General features: G+C 71.7%; 13 protein-coding genes. 3 read left to right on the top strand and 10 right to left on the bottom strand.

The features are described 5' to 3' along the window. Window positions 1-131 precede the first annotated feature (131 nt). From ABZZ04_RS08450 to ABZZ04_RS08495, 10 genes are all read right to left on the bottom strand, one after another. Window positions 132-2,057: a TIGR03960 family B12-binding radical SAM protein gene (locus ABZZ04_RS08450; RefSeq protein ID WP_356931415.1), complete on the bottom strand. Its 1,926-nt coding sequence runs from the start codon at window positions 2,055-2,057 to the stop codon at window positions 132-134. A 50-nt stretch (window positions 2,058-2,107) separates the two neighbouring features. Further along, window positions 2,108-3,673 (bottom strand): CYTH and CHAD domain-containing protein, encoded by a 1,566-nt coding sequence (locus ABZZ04_RS08455; protein WP_356931416.1) that lies wholly within the window; start codon window positions 3,671-3,673, stop codon window positions 2,108-2,110. Window positions 3,674-3,724: 51 nt separating this feature from the next. After that, on the bottom strand, window positions 3,725-4,915 hold the full coding sequence (gene rodA, locus ABZZ04_RS08460) for a rod shape-determining protein RodA (protein ID WP_356931417.1): 1,191 nt from the start codon (window positions 4,913-4,915) through the stop codon (window positions 3,725-3,727). Beyond that, window positions 4,915-7,080: a penicillin-binding protein 2 gene (mrdA, locus tag ABZZ04_RS08465; protein ID WP_356931418.1), complete on the bottom strand. Its 2,166-nt coding sequence runs from the start codon at window positions 7,078-7,080 to the stop codon at window positions 4,915-4,917. The genes rodA and mrdA overlap by 1 nt, the downstream gene beginning before the upstream one ends. Window positions 7,081-7,141: 61 nt before the next feature. Continuing rightward, a complete protein-coding gene (gene mreD, locus ABZZ04_RS08470) occupies window positions 7,142-7,804 on the bottom strand; it encodes a rod shape-determining protein MreD (protein ID WP_356931419.1) in 663 nt (220 codons plus the stop codon). An 11-nt stretch (window positions 7,805-7,815) separates the two neighbouring features. Then, window positions 7,816-8,868: a rod shape-determining protein MreC gene (mreC, locus tag ABZZ04_RS08475; protein ID WP_356931420.1), complete on the bottom strand. Its 1,053-nt coding sequence runs from the start codon at window positions 8,866-8,868 to the stop codon at window positions 7,816-7,818. 112 nt (window positions 8,869-8,980) lie between these two features. Further along, entirely contained in the window at window positions 8,981-10,000 is a 1,020-nt protein-coding gene (locus ABZZ04_RS08480) for a rod shape-determining protein (RefSeq protein ID WP_356931421.1), read from the bottom strand. A 289-nt stretch (window positions 10,001-10,289) separates the two neighbouring features. Then, window positions 10,290-10,703: a nucleoside-diphosphate kinase gene (gene ndk / locus ABZZ04_RS08485; protein ID WP_093898216.1), complete on the bottom strand. Its 414-nt coding sequence runs from the start codon at window positions 10,701-10,703 to the stop codon at window positions 10,290-10,292. Between the two features lie 96 nt (window positions 10,704-10,799). Further along, window positions 10,800-11,159, bottom strand: a complete 360-nt coding sequence (locus ABZZ04_RS08490) for a DUF4233 domain-containing protein (protein ID WP_356931422.1) — start codon at window positions 11,157-11,159, stop codon at window positions 10,800-10,802. 3 nt (window positions 11,160-11,162) lie between these two features. Continuing rightward, the gene (locus ABZZ04_RS08495) at window positions 11,163-12,686 is read right to left on the bottom strand and encodes a folylpolyglutamate synthase/dihydrofolate synthase family protein (RefSeq protein ID WP_356931423.1); all 1,524 of its coding nucleotides are present in this window, start codon (window positions 12,684-12,686) and stop codon (window positions 11,163-11,165) included. A 15-nt stretch (window positions 12,687-12,701) separates the two neighbouring features. On the opposite strand from ABZZ04_RS08495, the gene ABZZ04_RS08500 reads away from it, so the two are divergent. The 3 genes from ABZZ04_RS08500 to ABZZ04_RS08510 all read left to right on the top strand — a co-directional run bounded on the left by ABZZ04_RS08500 (window position 12,702) and on the right by ABZZ04_RS08510 (window position 16,333). Continuing rightward, entirely contained in the window at window positions 12,702-13,523 is an 822-nt protein-coding gene (locus ABZZ04_RS08500; protein WP_356931424.1) for a response regulator transcription factor, read from the top strand. A 237-nt stretch (window positions 13,524-13,760) separates the two neighbouring features. Further along, the gene (wecB, locus tag ABZZ04_RS08505; protein WP_356931425.1) at window positions 13,761-14,918 is read left to right on the top strand and encodes a UDP-N-acetylglucosamine 2-epimerase (non-hydrolyzing); all 1,158 of its coding nucleotides are present in this window, start codon (window positions 13,761-13,763) and stop codon (window positions 14,916-14,918) included. A gap of 44 nt (window positions 14,919-14,962) precedes the next feature. Further along, entirely contained in the window at window positions 14,963-16,333 is a 1,371-nt protein-coding gene (locus tag ABZZ04_RS08510; protein WP_356931426.1) for a glycosyltransferase family 2 protein, read from the top strand. Window positions 16,334-16,420 lie beyond the last annotated feature (87 nt).

The following is a 16,420-nucleotide window of genomic DNA, read 5'->3' on the forward strand; positions in this document are numbered from 1 at the left end:
GGCCGGGGGGCGCCCGCGGTCCCCCCCCCCGCGCCCCCCCCCCACCGTCCGGGCCGCCCTCACTCTTGATTGCGCGCCCCTCTCCTCTTCTCCCCCGGCCACCTCTCGTCGGTCACATCCGCCGGTGGCGGCTACTTCACGACCGTGAGCGGCAGCAGCTTCTTGCCGGTCGGTCCGATCTGGATGCTGGTGTCCATCTGCGGGCAGACGCCGCAGTCGAAGCACGGGGTCCAGCGGCAGTCCTCGACCTCGGTCTCGTCGAGCGCGTCCTGCCAGTCCTCCCAGAGCCAGTCCTTGTCGAGGCCGGAGTCCAGGTGGTCCCAGGGCAGGACCTCCTCGTAGGTCCGCTCGCGGGTGGTGTACCAGTCGACGTCCACGCCGTACTCGGGCAGCGTCTTGTCCGCGGCGGTCATCCAGCGGTCGTAGCTGAAGTGCTCGCGCCAGCCGTCGAAACGGCCGCCGGACTCGTACACGGCGCGGATGACGGAGCCGACCCGGCGGTCGCCGCGCGAGAGCAGGCCCTCGACGATGCCGGGCTTGCCGTCGTGGTAGCGGAAGCCGATGGAGCGGCCGTACTTCTTGTCGCCGCGGATCTTGTCGCGGAGCTTGGCCAGGCGCTCGTCGGTCTCCTCGGCGCTCAGCTGCGGGGCCCACTGGAACGGCGTGTGCGGCTTGGGCACGAAGCCGCCGATGGAGACGGTGCAGCGGATGTCGTTCTGGCCGGAGACCTCGCGGCCCTTGGCGATCACGTTGACCGCCATGTCGCCGATCTGGAGGACGTCCTCGTCGGTCTCGGTGGGCAGGCCGCACATGAAGTACAGCTTCACCTGGCGCCAGCCGTTGCCGTACGCGGTGGCGACGGTACGGATGAGGTCCTCTTCCGAGACCATCTTGTTGATGACCTTGCGCATCCGCTCGGAGCCGCCCTCGGGGGCGAAGGTGAGACCGGAGCGGCGGCCGTTGCGGGTCAGTTCGTTGGCCAGGTCCACGTTGAACGCGTCGACGCGGGTGGAGGGCAGCGAGAGGCCGATCTTGTCCTCGGTGTACCGGTCGGCGAGGCCCTTGGCGATCTCGCCGATCTCGGTGTGGTCCGCGGAGGAGAGCGAGAGCAGGCCGACCTCCTCGAAGCCGGTCGCCTTGAGGCCCTTGTCGACCATCTCGCCGATGCCGGTGATGCTTCGCTCCCGCACGGGGCGCGTGATCATGCCGGCCTGGCAGAAACGGCAGCCGCGGGTGCAGCCGCGGAAGATCTCGACGGACATCCGCTCGTGGACGGTCTCGGCGAGGGGCACGAGGGGCTGCTTCGGGTACGGCCACTCGTCGAGGTCCATGACGGTGTGCTTGGACACCCGCCACGGCACGCCCGACCTGTTCGGCACGACGCGGCCGATGCGGCCGTCGGGGAGGTACTCGACGTCGTAGAAGCCCGGCACGTAGACGTTGCCGGTCCTCGCGAGACGGAACAGCACCTCCTCGCGTCCGCCGGGGCGGCCCTCGGCCTTCCAGGCGCGGATGATCTCGGTGATCTCCAGGACGGCCTGTTCGCCGTCGCCGATGACCGCGCAGTCGATGAACTCGGCGATCGGCTCGGGGTTGAACGCGGCGTGGCCGCCGGCCAGCACGATCGGGTCGTCGAGGGTGCGGTCCGCGGCGTTCAGCGGGATGCCCGCGAGGTCCAGGGCGGCGAGCATGTTGGTGTAGCCGAGCTCGGTGGAGAAGCTCAGCCCGAAGACGTCGAACGCCTTGACCGGGCGGTGGCTGTCCACGGTGAACTGCGGGACCCGGTGCTCGCGCATCAGCTCCTCGAGGTCCGGCCACACGCTGTAGGTGCGCTCGGCGAGGACGCCCTGACGCTCGTTGAGCACCTCGTACAGGATCATGACGCCCTGGTTGGGGAGCCCGACCTCGTACGCGTCGGGGTACATCAACGCCCAGCGGACGTCGCATTCGTCCCACGGCTTGACGGTGGAGTTCAGCTCACCGCCGACGTACTGGATGGGCTTCTGCACATGCGGGAGCAGAGCTTCGAGCTGTGGGAAGACCGAATCGACTGACATCGCGAACTTTCGAGAGCCGGCAGGGGTGACCATCCAGCGTACCCCGATGCTCAGCCTCCCAGCGCCGCCCGGAGCTCCGGGCGCGACGCCCGCTCCCAGACCCCGGGCAGCTCCCGCTCGCGTGCGGCGGCGGCCGCCTCCTCCCGCCCGTACAGCAGTCCCCAGGTGAAGGCCGACTCCCCCGCCCCGTGGGCCTGGACGGCCAGGGTCCGCAGGGCCTCGCGGGCGACCACGCTGTCCTGGTGGTCGCCGAGGAGGCTCTGCACCGCCTTCATCCGTTTGGCGAACCGCTTCGCGGGCTTGCCGAGCGCGGGGCGGGCCGCCTCCGCCGCGTAACGGGTGCGCTTGGCGGCCTTGCGGGCCTCGTGCAGGGCGATATCCCGGTCGTGGCCGGGCGGCAGGTCCAGTGCGTGGCCGACGCGTTTCGCGAGGCGCCGGTACTCCTTCAGCAGGGCGCGGGGCAGCGCCCGGCGGGGGGCGCGGGACGCGGCGGGCAGCAGCGGCGGGTCCGCGAGCAGGGCGTCGAGGCTCTCCAGGAGCGCCAGGTACCGCTTCCCGTCGAGCACGGCCACGGTGCGGCGGCGGGAGCCCGCCCGGCGGGCCGTCGACCTGATCCGGAGCCGCCCGCGGACCGGGCCGAGGAGCAGGGTGCGGGGCAGTTCGTCGAGGCGGCCGCGCAGCCGGGCGTCGAGCACCTCCTGGTCGCGGTCGATGCCCAGCTCGGCGGCCAGCCACTTCAGCTCGCGACCGACCGGGTCGGTGACGTCGCGGTCCAGGATCCTGCGGTACGTCCGCAGGGCGCTGCGCAGCCTGCGGGTGGCGACCCGCAGCTGGTGCACGGAGTCCGGGAGGTCCCGGCGCACGGCGGGGTCGAGGGCGACGATCGCCTCGGTCTGGCGGCGTACGTACGCGAGGACGTGGTCGCCCGCGGTGGGGGGTGCGGGCTCCTCGCGGGCCTTCTCGGCGCGGGCCGCCTTCTCCTTCTTCGGCTTCTTCGCGGAATCGGGTGCGGTCCCGGGCCCGGTCTCGGCGAGGGCCCTGGCCAGCTTCGACGCGGACGCGGACGGGCGGATGCCCGCCTTGCGCAGCCGGCGCTCCACGGCGTCCAGGAGCGCCGGGTCGCCGTCGTCGGCGAGCTCGACCTCGATCTCGGTCCAGGTGGCCGTGGAGCCGCCGCCCGTCAGCCGTGCGGCCCGCACCTCGTCGACGGCGACCTCGGCGAGCAGCTCGCCCCGGTCGTCGACCAGGTGGTGGACGTCGCGGGCGGAGCGCAGCCGGACGACCGGGACGAGCGCGGCGCCCCGGACCCGGGAGCGGACCAGGCCGGCCAGGGAGCGCGGCAGGGTGTCGGAGAGGGGTTCGCGCAGCTCGTCCCGGATGCCGGAGGCGACCGGGAACTTGAGGTGCCACCCGGCGTCGCTCCCGCCGGTGCGGCGGCGCAGGGTGAGGGAGTCCGCGGCGAGCCGGTGGTCCTCGGTGTCGTGGTAGACGGCGTCCAGCTCGGTGACGCCCCGATGGACGACGGCCGAGACCCCGGCCACCCGGCTCAGGTCGGGCAGCCGGGTCCCGGCCGTGGCTTCGTACTTCCGCTCGATCTCGCGCTTCGAGTCCGCCATGACCCGAATCTATCCGTGTTGTCCGGTAATGCGCAGTGCTCCCGGACCGGCTCAGGCGCTTATCGGTCGCTGCACCCTGATCGACTGGAGCAGTCCGATGGCCACCCAGACGGCGAACATCGAGGATCCCCCGTACGACACGAAGGGCAGCGGGAGACCGGCGACCGGCATGATGCCGAGCGTCATCCCGATGTTCTCGAACGCCTGGAAGGCGAACCAGGCGATGATCCCGGCGGCGACGATCGTGCCGTACAGCTCGGTCGTCTCGCGGGCGATCCGGCAGGCGCGCCACAGGACGACGCCGAGCAGGACGAGGATCAGCCCGGCGCCGAGGAAGCCCAGCTCCTCGCCCGCGACGGTGAAGACGAAGTCGGTCTGCTGCTCGGGGACGAACTGGCCGGTGGTCTGGGTGCCCTGGAAGAGGCCCGTGCCGTAGAGGCCGCCGGAGCCGATCGCGATCCTGGCCTGGTTGGTGTTGTAGCCGACGCCCGCCGGGTCGAGCGCGGGGTTGGCGAAGGCGGCGAAGCGGGCGATCTGGTAGTCGTCGAGCAGGCCGAGCTGCCAGATGGCGACGGCTCCGGCCGCGCCCGCGCCGAGGAGTCCGAAGACCCAGCGGTTCGAGGCGCCGGAGGCGAGGAGCACCCCGAGCACGATGACGGCCATGACCATCACGGAGCCGAGGTCCGGCATCCCCATGACGATGGCCATCGGGACGGCGGCCAGCCCGAGGGCCTTGGCGACGGTCCGGTGGTCGGGGTGGAGCTGGTCGCCCGCGTCGACGCGCTCGGCGAGCAGCATCGCCATGACCAGGATGATGGTGATCTTGGTGAACTCGGAGGGCTGGAGCGAGAAGCCGCCGCCGATGATGATCCAGGCGTGGGCGCCGTTGACGGTGGCGCCGAGCGGGGTGAGGACCGCAAGCACCAGGACCACCGACAGGCCGTACAGGATCGGGACGGCGCCGCGCAGGGTCCGGTGGCCGAGCCAGATCGTGCCGACCATCAGGGCGAAGCCGATGCCGGTGTTGAGCACGTGCCGGAAGAAGAAGTAGTACGGGTCGCCGTGGTTGAGCGAGTCACGGCCCCGGGTCGCCGAGTAGACCAGCAGCGAGCCGATGAAGGAGAGCGCGATCGCGGACCCGAGCAGCGGCCAGTCGAGCTTGCGGACGACCGAGTCGCGGGCGGTGAGCCTGCCCCAGGCGGAGCGCTCGGGGGCGTACCGCTGGACGGAGAAGCCTGCCATCAGTCACGCCTCCCCAGGACCGCCGCGAGGGTCTGCCCCTCGGCGGTCTTCTGCGAGTCGGGGTCGTAGGGCTTGATCCGCGGGGCGTCGATCGAACCGTCCGGCTGGATCTTGGGCAGGGACTTCTGCGGGGTGGGCAGCAGCGCCTTCTTCAGGTCCTGCTTGCCGGAGTCGTCGAGCCCGTAGAGGGCGTCGTAGATGTTGCGCACGGCGGGCCCGGACGCGCCGGAGCCGGTGCCGCCCTGGGAGATCGTCATGACGATCGAGTAGTCCTTGGTGTACGTGGCGAACCAGGAGGTCGTCTGCTTGCCGTAGACCTCGGCCGTACCCGTCTTGGCGTGCATCGGGATCTTGTCCTGCGGCCAGCCGCCGAATCGCCAGGCGGCCGAACCGCGGGTCGCGACTCCCGCGAGGGCTTCGTCTATGTCGTTGCGGGTCTGGCGGGTGAAGGGCAGCTTGCCGTGCGCCTTGGGCTCGATCTTCTCGACGGTCCTGCCGTCGCCGCTGACGATCGCCTTGCCGACGGTGGGGTCGTAGAGCGTGCCGCCGTTGGAGATCGCGGCGTAGATGGTGGCCATCTGGATCGGGGTGACGAGGGTGTCGCCCTGGCCGATCGAGTAGTTGACGGAGTCACCGGCGCGCATCCGGTTGCCTTCGAGGCAGTTCTCGTACGCGATCTGCTCGACGTACGTGCCGCCCTTCTTGCCCTGCTTGCACCAGGCGTCCTTGTTCGCGTCGTAGAAGTCCTGCTTCCACTTGCGGTCGGGGACCCGGCCGCTGACCTCGTTGGGGAGGTCGATGCCGGTCTCCTTGCCGAGGCCGAACTGGTGGGCGGTCTTGTAGAACCAGTCCTTGGGGTGCTTCTTCGGCTTGTTGCCGCCGTCCTTGGCCCATTCCTTGTGCGCGAGGGCGTAGTAGACGGTGTCGCAGGAGACCTCCAGGGCCCGGCCGATGGTGATGGAGCCGTAGCCCTGGGACTCGAAGTTCTTGAAGGTCTGGCCGCCGATGCTGTACGAGCTGGGGCAGGGGTAGTTGCCGTCGAAGGGGTAGCCGGCGTTGACCGCGGCGGTCGACGAGATGACCTTGAAGATCGAGCCGGGGGCTGCCTGGCCCTGGATGGCCCGGTTCAGCAGCGGGTAGTTGGAGTTCTTGCCGGTGAGCGCGGCGTAGTCCTTGGCGGAGATGCCGCCGACCCAGGCGTTGGGGTCGTAGTTGGGCAGGGAGGCCATGGCGACGACACGGCCGGTCTTCGCCTCCATGACGACGACGGCGCCGGAGTCGGCCTTGTAGTTCTCGCCGGTGTTCTTGTCGAAGGACTTGCGGGCTTCCTTCATGGCGTTGTTGAGCTCGTACTCGGCGACGGCCTGGACCCGGGCGTCGAGGGAGGTGACGACGGTGGAGCCGGGCTCCGCCTTGTCGTTCTTCGCCTGGCCGATGACCCGGCCGAGGTTGTCGACCTCGTAGCGGGTGACGCCCGCCTTGCCCCGCAGCTCCTTGTCGTAGGTGCGCTCCAGTCCGGAGCGGCCGACCTGGTCGGAGCGGAGGTAGGGCGAGTCGGTGTCCTGGGCCTTGGTGATCTCCTCGTCGGTGACCGGCGAGAGGTAGCCGAGGACCTGCGCGGTGTTGGCCTTGCCGGGGGCGGGGTAGCGGCGTACGGCGGTGGGTTCGGCGGTGATGCCGGGGAAGTCCTCGGCCCGTTCGCGGATCGTCAGGGCCTGCTGGGTGGTGGCCTCGTCGGTGACCGGGATCGGCTGGTACGGGGAGCCGTTCCAGCAGGGCTGCGGCGTCTTGGAGTCGCAGAGCCGGACCTTGTCGAGGACCTCCTTGGGCTTCATGTCGAGGACGCCGGCGAGCCGGATCAGCACGCTCCTGCCGTCGTCCTTCATCTTCATCAACTCGGTGCGGCTCGCGGAGACCACCAGCCGGGTCTCGTTGTCGGCGAGGGGCACGCCGCGCGCGTCGAGGATGGTTCCGCGGACGGCGGGCTGGACGACCTGCTGGACGTGGTTGTTCTTCGCCTCGTCGCTGTACTCCTGGCCGTTTCGGATCTGGAGGTACCAGAGGCGTCCGCCGAGGGTGAGCAGCAGGGAGAAGACGAGGACCTGGATGACGGCGAGCCTGATCCGGACCCGCTGGGTCCGGCCGGTCTCGGGGATGTTGCTCACGCGGCGCCCCCGCTGGTGATCGGTCCGTCGGTCCTGGGGGCGGTGCCCCTGTGGTGCGGCCTCACAGTCGCTTGACTCCCTTGATCCGTCCGGCGCGGGACGCGCGGGTACGGGCGGCCTTGACGCGCAGTCCGCCGCGCTGGCTGCCGATCCGCAGTCCGGTGCCGGAGGCGAGCCAGCCCGCGGCCACGTCCCCGCCGCCGGAGGTCTCGGCGAGCGGGTCGTTCACCGTGCGTCTGGCGACGGCCATGATCAGCGGTACGACGAAGGGCGCGAGGAGCAGGTCGTAGACGGCGGCGGTGAACAGCAGGCCGCCCAGGCCCACGTGACGGGCCGCCGTGTCCCCGACGAGCGCGCCGACGAGCGCGTACAGCAGGGTCGAGCCGACGGCCGCGACGACGACCCCGGCCATCGGGACCATCGCCGACTTCAGCTGCCCGTTCTCCGGCTTCAGCAGTCCGGCCAGGTAGCCGATGACGCAGAGGACCAGCGCGTAGCGGCCGGCGGCGTGGTCGGCGGGCGGTGCCAGGTCGGCGAGGAGTCCCGCGCCGAAGCCGATGAGGGCGCCGCTGACGTGCCCGTACACGAAGGCGAGGCCGAGGACGACCAGGAGCAGCAGGTCCGGCACGGCGCCGGGGAGCTGGAGTCGGGCGAGCACGCAGACCTGGACGACGAGGGCGACCACGACCAGGACCGTGGAGAGCAGGATCCGGTTCAGACGCATGGAGATCAGCTCTACCTCTGCTCGGTTGCCGCGGTGCCGGCGTTCAAGGTGGCGTCCGGACCGCCGCTGGGGTCCGGGTTCCCGCTGGGGTCCGGGCTCTCGTGGATGTTGCCGACGACGTTCCCCTCGGTGTCGACGATGTCGCCGTTGGGCGAGATCGTGACGGTGACGGTGGGGGTGGGCTTCGGCTTGGCGGGCTTGGCCGGCTTCTTCGGCAGGACCATGTCGCGGGGGTCCTCGCGCGGTGCCTGGACCACGACTCCGACGATGTCGAGCTTGCTGAACCCGACGTACGGGCGAACGTAGACGGTACGGGTCAGGTCGCCGCCCGACGGGTCGACGCGGACCACCTCGCCGACCGGGACGCCGGGCACGAACGGCTTGTCCTTGCTGGAGCCGAAGGTGACGAGCCGGTCGCCCTTCTTCACCTTGGCCTTGCCGTTGAGGAACTGGACCGACAGCGGCCGGGTGCCCTGGCCGGTGGCGAAGCCGAGCTCGTCGGTCTTCTCCATGCGGGTGCCGACGGTGAAGTCGGGGTCGTTGGCCAGGAGCACCGTGGCGGTGTCCGGGCCGACGGTGGTGACCCGGCCGACGAGCCCGTCGCCGTTGATGACGGTCATGTCGCGCTTGATCCCGTCGCGGGAGCCCGCGTCGATGGTGACCGTCCAGGAGAAGCCCTGGGCCGCTCCTATGGCGATGACCTCGGCGCCCTTGATCCCGTACTGTCCGGCGGCCGACTTCTGCAGCATCCGGTCGAGCTCGCGGGCCCGGCTGCGGTTGCGGTCGTCGCTGCCGAGCTTCGCCTTGAGCTCGGCGTTCTGCTTCTCCAGCTGGGCGATCCGGTTGTGCCGCTCACCGGAGTCGCGCACCGCCCCTATGGCGTTGCCCACCGGGTCGACGGCGGCCGCGACGCCGTTCTCGACCGGCCCGAGGGCCGCTGCGGCGACCCGCCGGGCGCCGTCCACCGGTGACTCCTCGCCCCCGCGGATGTCCACCGTGATCAATGCGAACGCGATGGCGATCAGCAGCACCAGGAGCAGCCGGCTCTCTCGTGTGTCCCTCACGTGCGGCGGCCGTGCCTTCCTCGTCGGAATGTTCGTGCCTGTATATCAACGATCGGCCGTACGGATCGGCAGTGTTCCGTACGGCGGACCGCTGTGTTGTCCATCTGATGTGCTACCTGCGGGGCTGGGCGTCCAGCACCTGCTGGAGCGCCTCGAACTCCTCGACGCACTTGCCCGATCCGAGGGCCACCGAGTCCAGCGGGTCCTCCGCGATGTGGATCGGCATGCCGGTCTCGCGGCGCAGCCGCTCGTCCAGTCCGCGCAGCAGCGCGCCACCGCCGGTGAGGACGATGCCGCGGTCCATGACGTCGCCGGAGAGCTCCGGCGGACACTTGTCGAGCGTGGTCTTCACGGCGTCGACGATCGCGTTGACCGGTTCCTCGATGGCCTTGCGGACCTCGGCGGCCGAGATGACCACGGTCTTGGGGAGGCCGGAGACCAGGTCGCGGCCGCGGATCTCGGTGTGCTCGTCCTGCTCCAGGTCGTGTGCGGAACCGATCGTGATCTTGATCTGTTCGGCGCTGCGCTCGCCGAGGAGGAGCGAGTACTCCTTCTTGATGTGCTGGATGATCGCGTTGTCCAGCTCGTCGCCCGCGACCCGGATCGACTGCGCGGTGACGATTCCGCCGAGCGAGATGACCGCGACCTCGGTGGTGCCGCCGCCGATGTCGACGACCATGTTGCCGGTGGCCTCGTGGACCGGCAGCCCGGAGCCGATGGCCGCGGCCATGGGCTCCTCGATGATGTGCACCTGACGCGCGCCGGCCTGCGTCGACGCCTCGATCACGGCGCGGCGCTCGACCCCGGTGATGCCGGAGGGCACGCAGACGACCACCCGCGGGCGGGCCAGGTAACGGCGCTTGTGGATCTTCAGGATGAAGTAGCGGAGCATCCGCTCGGTGATCTCGAAGTCGGCGATCACGCCGTCCTTCAGGGGGCGCACGGCAACGATGTTGCCCGGCGTGCGCCCGATCATCTTCTTCGCCTCGGAGCCGACCGCCAGGATGCCGCCGGTGTTGGTGTTGATGGCCACGACGGACGGCTCGTTCAGGACGATGCCGCGCCCCCTGACGTACACCAGCGTGTTGGCAGTCCCGAGGTCGATAGCCATGTCACGGCCGATGAACGACATTGATTTCCCCTTGTTCCCCATGAGGATGCGTCGGGCCTTCCAAAAAAGCGATGTGGCTGGTTCTGGACGGCGAGGTGAGCGCTGTGGGCGTGGAAGAGTCCATCGTAGTGCCGCGTACGCGGACACTGCGCGAGGGTCCTTCGCCATTGTGGGCGGAACGGGTGGCCGTTCCACTCATGGTGACGTTACGTCTGTGGCATGCGTTCCCGCGATCCGGAACCCTATGCCGAAGGGCGACCGAATTAATTCGGTCGCCCCAGGTCATGAGCGCTGTTCGGCTGATCGGGGGTCAGGAGAGTCCGGGGAAGAAAAGCTTCAGTTCCCGCTCCGCGGACTCCTCGGAGTCCGAGGCGTGGATGAGGTTCTCCCGGGTGATCGTGCCGAAGTCGCCCCGGATGGAACCGGGCGCGGCGGCGATCGGGTCGGTGGGACCGGCCAGCGTACGGATGCCCTCGATGACCCGCTCGCCCTCGGCGACCAGCGCCACGATCGGACCGGACTGCATGAACTCCACGAGCGGCTCGTAGAACGGACGGCCGACGTGCTCCGCGTAGTGCTGCTCCAGCGTGGCCCGGTCCAGGGTGCGCAGCTCCAGCGCGGTGATCCGCCAGCCGGCCTTGCGCTCGATCCGCCCGACGATCTCGCCGACCAGTCCGCGCCGGACCGCGTCGGGCTTGAGGAGAACGAGGGTGCGCTGGGTCATGGTGTGCTGCTCCTTGCAGGCATGCGGGTGCGGTGCACCGAGGCTACAGGTGTACGGGGGCGGGCCGGTGGCCGGGCCCGGTCGGCAGGTGGCCCGTCAGCCACCCGCCGGCGCCTCGGCCGCCTCCTGCGCGGCCGCCCAGCGGGCCTTCGCCTCGTCGACCTTGCGGCCGTAGTGGACCGAGGCCCACCACAGTCCGCCGAAGACCGCGCCGAGGAAGAACATCGTCGGGACGACGAAGCCGCTCAGCACCAGGGCGATCTGCAGCGCCCAGCCGAGCTGTACCCCGCCGGGACGGGTGATCATGCCGCAGAGCAGCACGGACAGCAGCATGCCGATGCCGCAGACCGTCCAGACCGTGGCGTCCGACAGGCCGTCGGACTTCATCGCGACGAGTCCGGCGAAGCCGATCACGAAGAACTCGCCGATCAATGTCGATGCACAGAGCGTACGCACGGGTCAACGCCTTCCCAGAAGCAGCCGGGCCTCACCGACCGTGATCACGGAGCCGGTCACCAGGACGCCGGCACCCGCGTACTCGTCCTCCTCCTCGGCGAGGGTGATCGCCGCTTCCAGGGCGTCGTCCAGGCGGGGCTCCACCTGGACGCGGTCCTCCCCGAAGACCTCGACCGCGACGGCGGCCAGCGCGTCGGCGTCCATCGCGCGGGCGGTGGAGTTCTGCGTGACGACGATCTCGGCGAAGATCGGCTCGAAGGCTTCGAGGAGCCCCTTGACGTCCTTGTCGGCGCTGGTGCCGACGACCCCGATCAGCCGGGAGAAGCCGAACGCCTCGGAGAGCCCTTCGGCGGTGGCGCGGGCGCCCGCCGGGTTGTGCGCCGCGTCCAGGACGACGGTGGGGCTGGAACGGACGACCTCGAGGCGGCCCGGGGAGATCACCGAGGCGAACGCCCGGCGGACCGTGTCGATGTCGAGCGAACCGGGCTGCTCGGCGCCGATCCCGAAGAACGCCTCCACCGCGGCGAGCGCCACCGCGGCGTTGTGCGCCTGGTGGGCGCCGTACAGCGGGAGGAAGACCTCCTCGTACTCGCCGCCCAGGCCGCGCAGCGTCAGCAGCTGCCCGCCGACGGCGACCTCGCGGGAGACGACGCCGAACTCCATGCCCTCGCGGGCGACCGTGGCGTCGACCTCGACGGCCTTCTTCAGCATGACCTGCGCGGCGTCCACGGGCTGCTGCGCCAGGATGACCGTGGCGCCCTGCTTGATGACCCCGGCCTTCTCGGTGGCGATCTCGGCGGGCGTGGAGCCGAGCCGGTCGGTGTGGTCCAGCGAGATGGGGGTGACGACGGCGACCGAGCCGTCGATGACGTTCGTCGCGTCCCAGCTGCCGCCCATGCCGACCTCGACGACGGCGACGTCGACCGGTGCGTCGGCGAAGGCCGCGTAGGCCATGCCCGTCAGCACCTCGAAGAAGGAGAGCCGGTACGGCTGGGAGTTGTCGACCATCTCCACGTACGGCTTGATCTCCTGGTACGCCTCGACGAAGCGCTCGGGGGCGATCGGGGCGCCGTCCAGGCTGATCCGCTCGGTGATCGACTGCACGTGCGGCGAGGTGTAGCGGCCGGTGCGCAGGTCGAAGGCGCCGAGCAGCGCCTCGATCATGCGGGCCGTGCTCGTCTTGCCGTTGGTGCCGGTGATGTGGATCGAGGGGTAGGCGCGCTGCGGCTCGCCGAGCACGTCCATCAGCGCGGCGATGCGCGTGACGGAGGGCTCCAGCTTGGTCTCGCCCCAGCGCCCGGCGAGCTCCTGCTCCACGGCGCGCAGCGCCTTGTCCACCTCGGGGTCGGCGGGGCGGGCGGGGACCGCGTCGCCCTGCGGCGGCCCGGAACGGGTGCGCAGCGTGCGGCTCCCGGCCTCGATCACCGCCAGGTCGGGGTCGCGCTGGGTCTCTTCGTCGACGATCCCCGCGAAGGTCTCGTCGGGATCGGAGTCGTCGTACCGGTCGGAAGGGCGGGGCTCACTCACGGGGCCAGTCTACGGATGGGCGCCGACAACGCGCGCAGCGCCCGGGGCGCGGACCGGACCGGGCGCGACGGGGCCCGCTGCCTGCGTGTCGCGCCCGGCGGGAGCATGGTGGGAGGTGTGCGCTCCCGTCCGCTGATCCTGATCGCCGCGCCCGACGGCCTGCATCCGGCACTCGCCCGGGTGACCGCCGATCCGCGGTACGAGACGCTGGTCGTCCACACCGGCGGGAACGTGCTGCGCGCCCTGTACGAGCGCCGTCCCGACGCCCTGATCCTCAGCCTCCGGCTGCCCGGCCTCGACCCGTGGGAGGTGCTGGGCCGGGTGCGGGACATGAGCGATCTGCCGATCGCGGTGGTGGACCTGACGTACCGGGTGGCGGACGCCGCCCGCGCCCTGGAGGCCGGGGCCGACGACTACCTGACGCCCGGGGTGTCGGACCTGCTGCACGCGCCGCTGCTGCGGGCCCGGCTGCGGCGCGCCGTCGGGGCCCCGCACGAACCCGCCCCCCTCGTCGACGACGGGCTGCTCGCCCTGGACCCGGACGCGCACGAGGCCGTCCTCTCGGGGCACCGGCTCGACCTCACCCCGACCGAGTTCGCCCTGCTGGCCGAGCTCGCCCGCCATCCGGGGCAGGTGCTCTCCGCGGAACGGCTGCTGCGGGCGGTGTGGGACGCGCTGGCGGACAGCGACGCCTCGCGGGTGAAGTACACGGTGCTGCGGCTGCGCCGGAAGATCGCCGCGACGACCGGTGCGCCGGCGCCCATCGGGACGGTACGGGGCGTTGGGTACCGCTACTCCCCGGCCGCCGGTCCGCGGCGGCCCGACGGCCGGGGCTGAGGTCCCCGTCGGGACCGGGGTCCTGGTCGGGACCGAGGTCCCGGTCGGGCCCCGGGCAGGAGGACCCGCCGGCCGACGCCCTTTCCGGGTCCAAGGTCCCGGACCCAGGTCCCCACCGGTGCGGACCGGCCGCGCCGCAACCCGGCTGCAACCCTCGTGCCCCGGTGCTGCCACCGCTCCCGCCCACCCTGGTTCCTCCCCCATCGGGCCGGAGACGGCGAGAGAAACAGGACACCCATGTACAGCGCACTGCCGGCCCGCTCCGTCGCCGTGGTTCTGGGCACCCGGCCCGAGCTGGTGAAGCTGGCGCCCGTCATCCACCGCCTCGGCGACGCCACCCGGCTGGTCCACACCGGCCAGCACTGGGACGACGCCATGTCGGGCCGGTTCCTCCAGGAGCTGGGGCTGCCCCGTCCCGAGGTGCTCAGCGGCGTCGGCGGCACCTCGCGCGCCGTGCAGATCGGCCGTTCGCTGGAGCAGCTGGACGCGCTGTTCACCGGGGACCGGCCCGCCGCGGTCGTCGTCCAGGGCGACACCAACGCCACCCTGGCGGGCGCGCTGGCCGCCAACGCGCGGGCGATCCCCCTCGTCCACGTCGAGGCCGGACTGCGCAGCCACGACCCGGCGATGCCGGAGGAGCACAACCGGGTCCTCGTCGACGCGGTCTCCGACGTGCTCTGCGCGGCGACCCCGGACAACCGGGCGAACCTTCTCGCCGAGGGCGTCCCCGCCGACCGGATCTCCGTCACCGGCAACACCGTCGTCGAGGCCGTCCGGCGCCACCTGCCCCCGGCAGCGCGGCGCGCCGCGCTGCTGACCCGGAACGGGCTGGTCCACGACCGCTACGTACTGGCCACCGTGCACCGCCCGGAGAACACCGACGGCCCGGCGACGCTGCGCGCCGTCCTCACCGAGCTGGCCGCCCTGGCCACCGACGAGATCCCGGTGCTGCTCCCCCTCCACCCACGCACCCGCGCCCGGATCGAGGCGGAGCGGCTGGACGGGCTGCTGACCGGCATCCGGGTGCTGGACCCGCTCGGGTACGGGGACTTCCTGGCGCTGGCCCGCCATGCCGCGCTGCTGGTCTCCGACTCGGGCGGCATCCAGGAGGAGTGCACGGTGCTGGGCCGCCCGCTGCTCGTGGTCCGCCGTTCCACCGAGCGCCCCGAGTCGATGGCCGACTTCGCCGATCTCGTGGCCCCCGGTCCCGAGCTCGGCCGGCTGGCGCGGCTGCGCCTCGCGGAGGGCGACCGGGGGCTGCGCCGGCTGGCCGCGCTGCCCAGCCCGTACGGCGACGGCCTCGCCGCCGAACGGATCGCCCGGCTCGTCGCCTCGGCCGCCGTGCCTGCCGCATCCGCCGCATCCGCCGGGTCCCCGTCGGCGCTCGCCGCCTGATCCGCCTCCCCGTCGTCCGTCGTCCGTCGTAAGGAGGCAGCCGCATGCCCGCCCCGTCCACCGCCGTCCTGGTCGTCCACCCCTTCGTCCTCCTGCTGGGCTTCCTGCTCTACTGGGCGGGGGCCCGCCGGTCGTACCTGCGCCGTCCGCCGGTCGTGCCCGGTGACCCCGCCCGGTTCGACTGGCACTTCTTCGTGCCGTGCCGGGACGAGGAGGCGGTCGTCGGCACCACCGTGACCCGGCTGCGCACCGACTTCCCGGCGGCGGACGTCTGGGTGATCGACGACGACAGCGACGACGGCACGGGTGCCGTCGTCGAGTCGCTCGCCGCCACCGACCCCCGGGTGCATCTGGTCCGGCGCCGCCGTCCGGACGCCAGGACCGGGAAGGGCGCCGCGCTCAACGCCGCGTACGACCGGCTCGGGGCGTTCCTGCCGGAGGGCACCGACCGTTCGCGGGTGGTCGTCTGTGTCGTCGACGCGGACGGCCGGCTCGACCCGCGCGCCCTGGAGCTGGTGTCGGGCCCCGCGGCGTTCGGCGACCCGGACGTCGGCGGCGTGCAGATCGGCGTACGGATGCGCAACGCGGGCGACCCGCGGCCCTTCCCGGAGCGCGGGCGCCCGGTGAACGCTGCGGCCCGGCTCCTGGTGCGGGTGCAGGACATGGAGTTCGCGGTCTCCAACGCCGGTATGCAGCTGCTGCGCAACCGCACGGGCTCCACCGGCCTCGGCGGCAACGGCCAGTTCACCCGGCTCTGCGCGCTGGACCGGATCGGCGCGGCCGAGCGCCGCCCGTGGCGTCGGGGCGCGCTCCTGGAGGACTACGAACTGGGCCTCCACATGCTGCTGGCCGGCTACCGCACGACGCACGTCGCCGACACCTGGGTCTCCCAGGAGGCGCTGCCCAGCGCCCGCCGGCTACTGACCCAGCGCACCCGCTGGGCGCAGGGGAACCTCCAGTGCGTGCGCTACGCGCCCCGGATCGTCGCGTCCCGCCACGTCCCGGGCCGCGGGGTGCTGGAGACCCTGTACACCTTCGTCCAGCCGTTGGCCCATCTGGTGACCCTGGCGCTGAGCGTGCTCGTCCTCGGCGTGCTCGCCGTCGGCCTGGTCCGGGGGCAGGACACGGGTGTGACGGCGACCCTGTCGGCCCAGTGGCCGCTGCTCCTGGTGCTGGCCGCGGTGTCGGTCGCGCCGTTCGTGCTGTGGGGCCCGGTCTACCGCCGGGACCACGCCCCCGACGCCTCGTTCGTCAGGTCGCTGCTGTGGGGCCTGGCGCTGTGGCTGTACGCGTACCACCTGTTCGTCGTCTCGGCACGGGCCTTCGCGCGGATGCTGCGCGGCCGCAACGGCTGGGCGAAGACCCGGCGCAACGCGGAACCGGTGACCGCGGGCCCGGTGGCACTGGAGTCCTGACACACGCACGCCACGGACGCACACGCAAGGACGTGCACACGCGAGGACGTACGCGGAAAAGGGCGGAGCCCCCGTCCCCCTGGTCGG

Origin of the sequence: Streptomyces sp. NPDC006435 (genome assembly GCF_040612315.1) — a bacterium.
Taxonomy (GTDB): Bacteria; Actinomycetota; Actinomycetes; order Streptomycetales; family Streptomycetaceae; genus Streptomyces.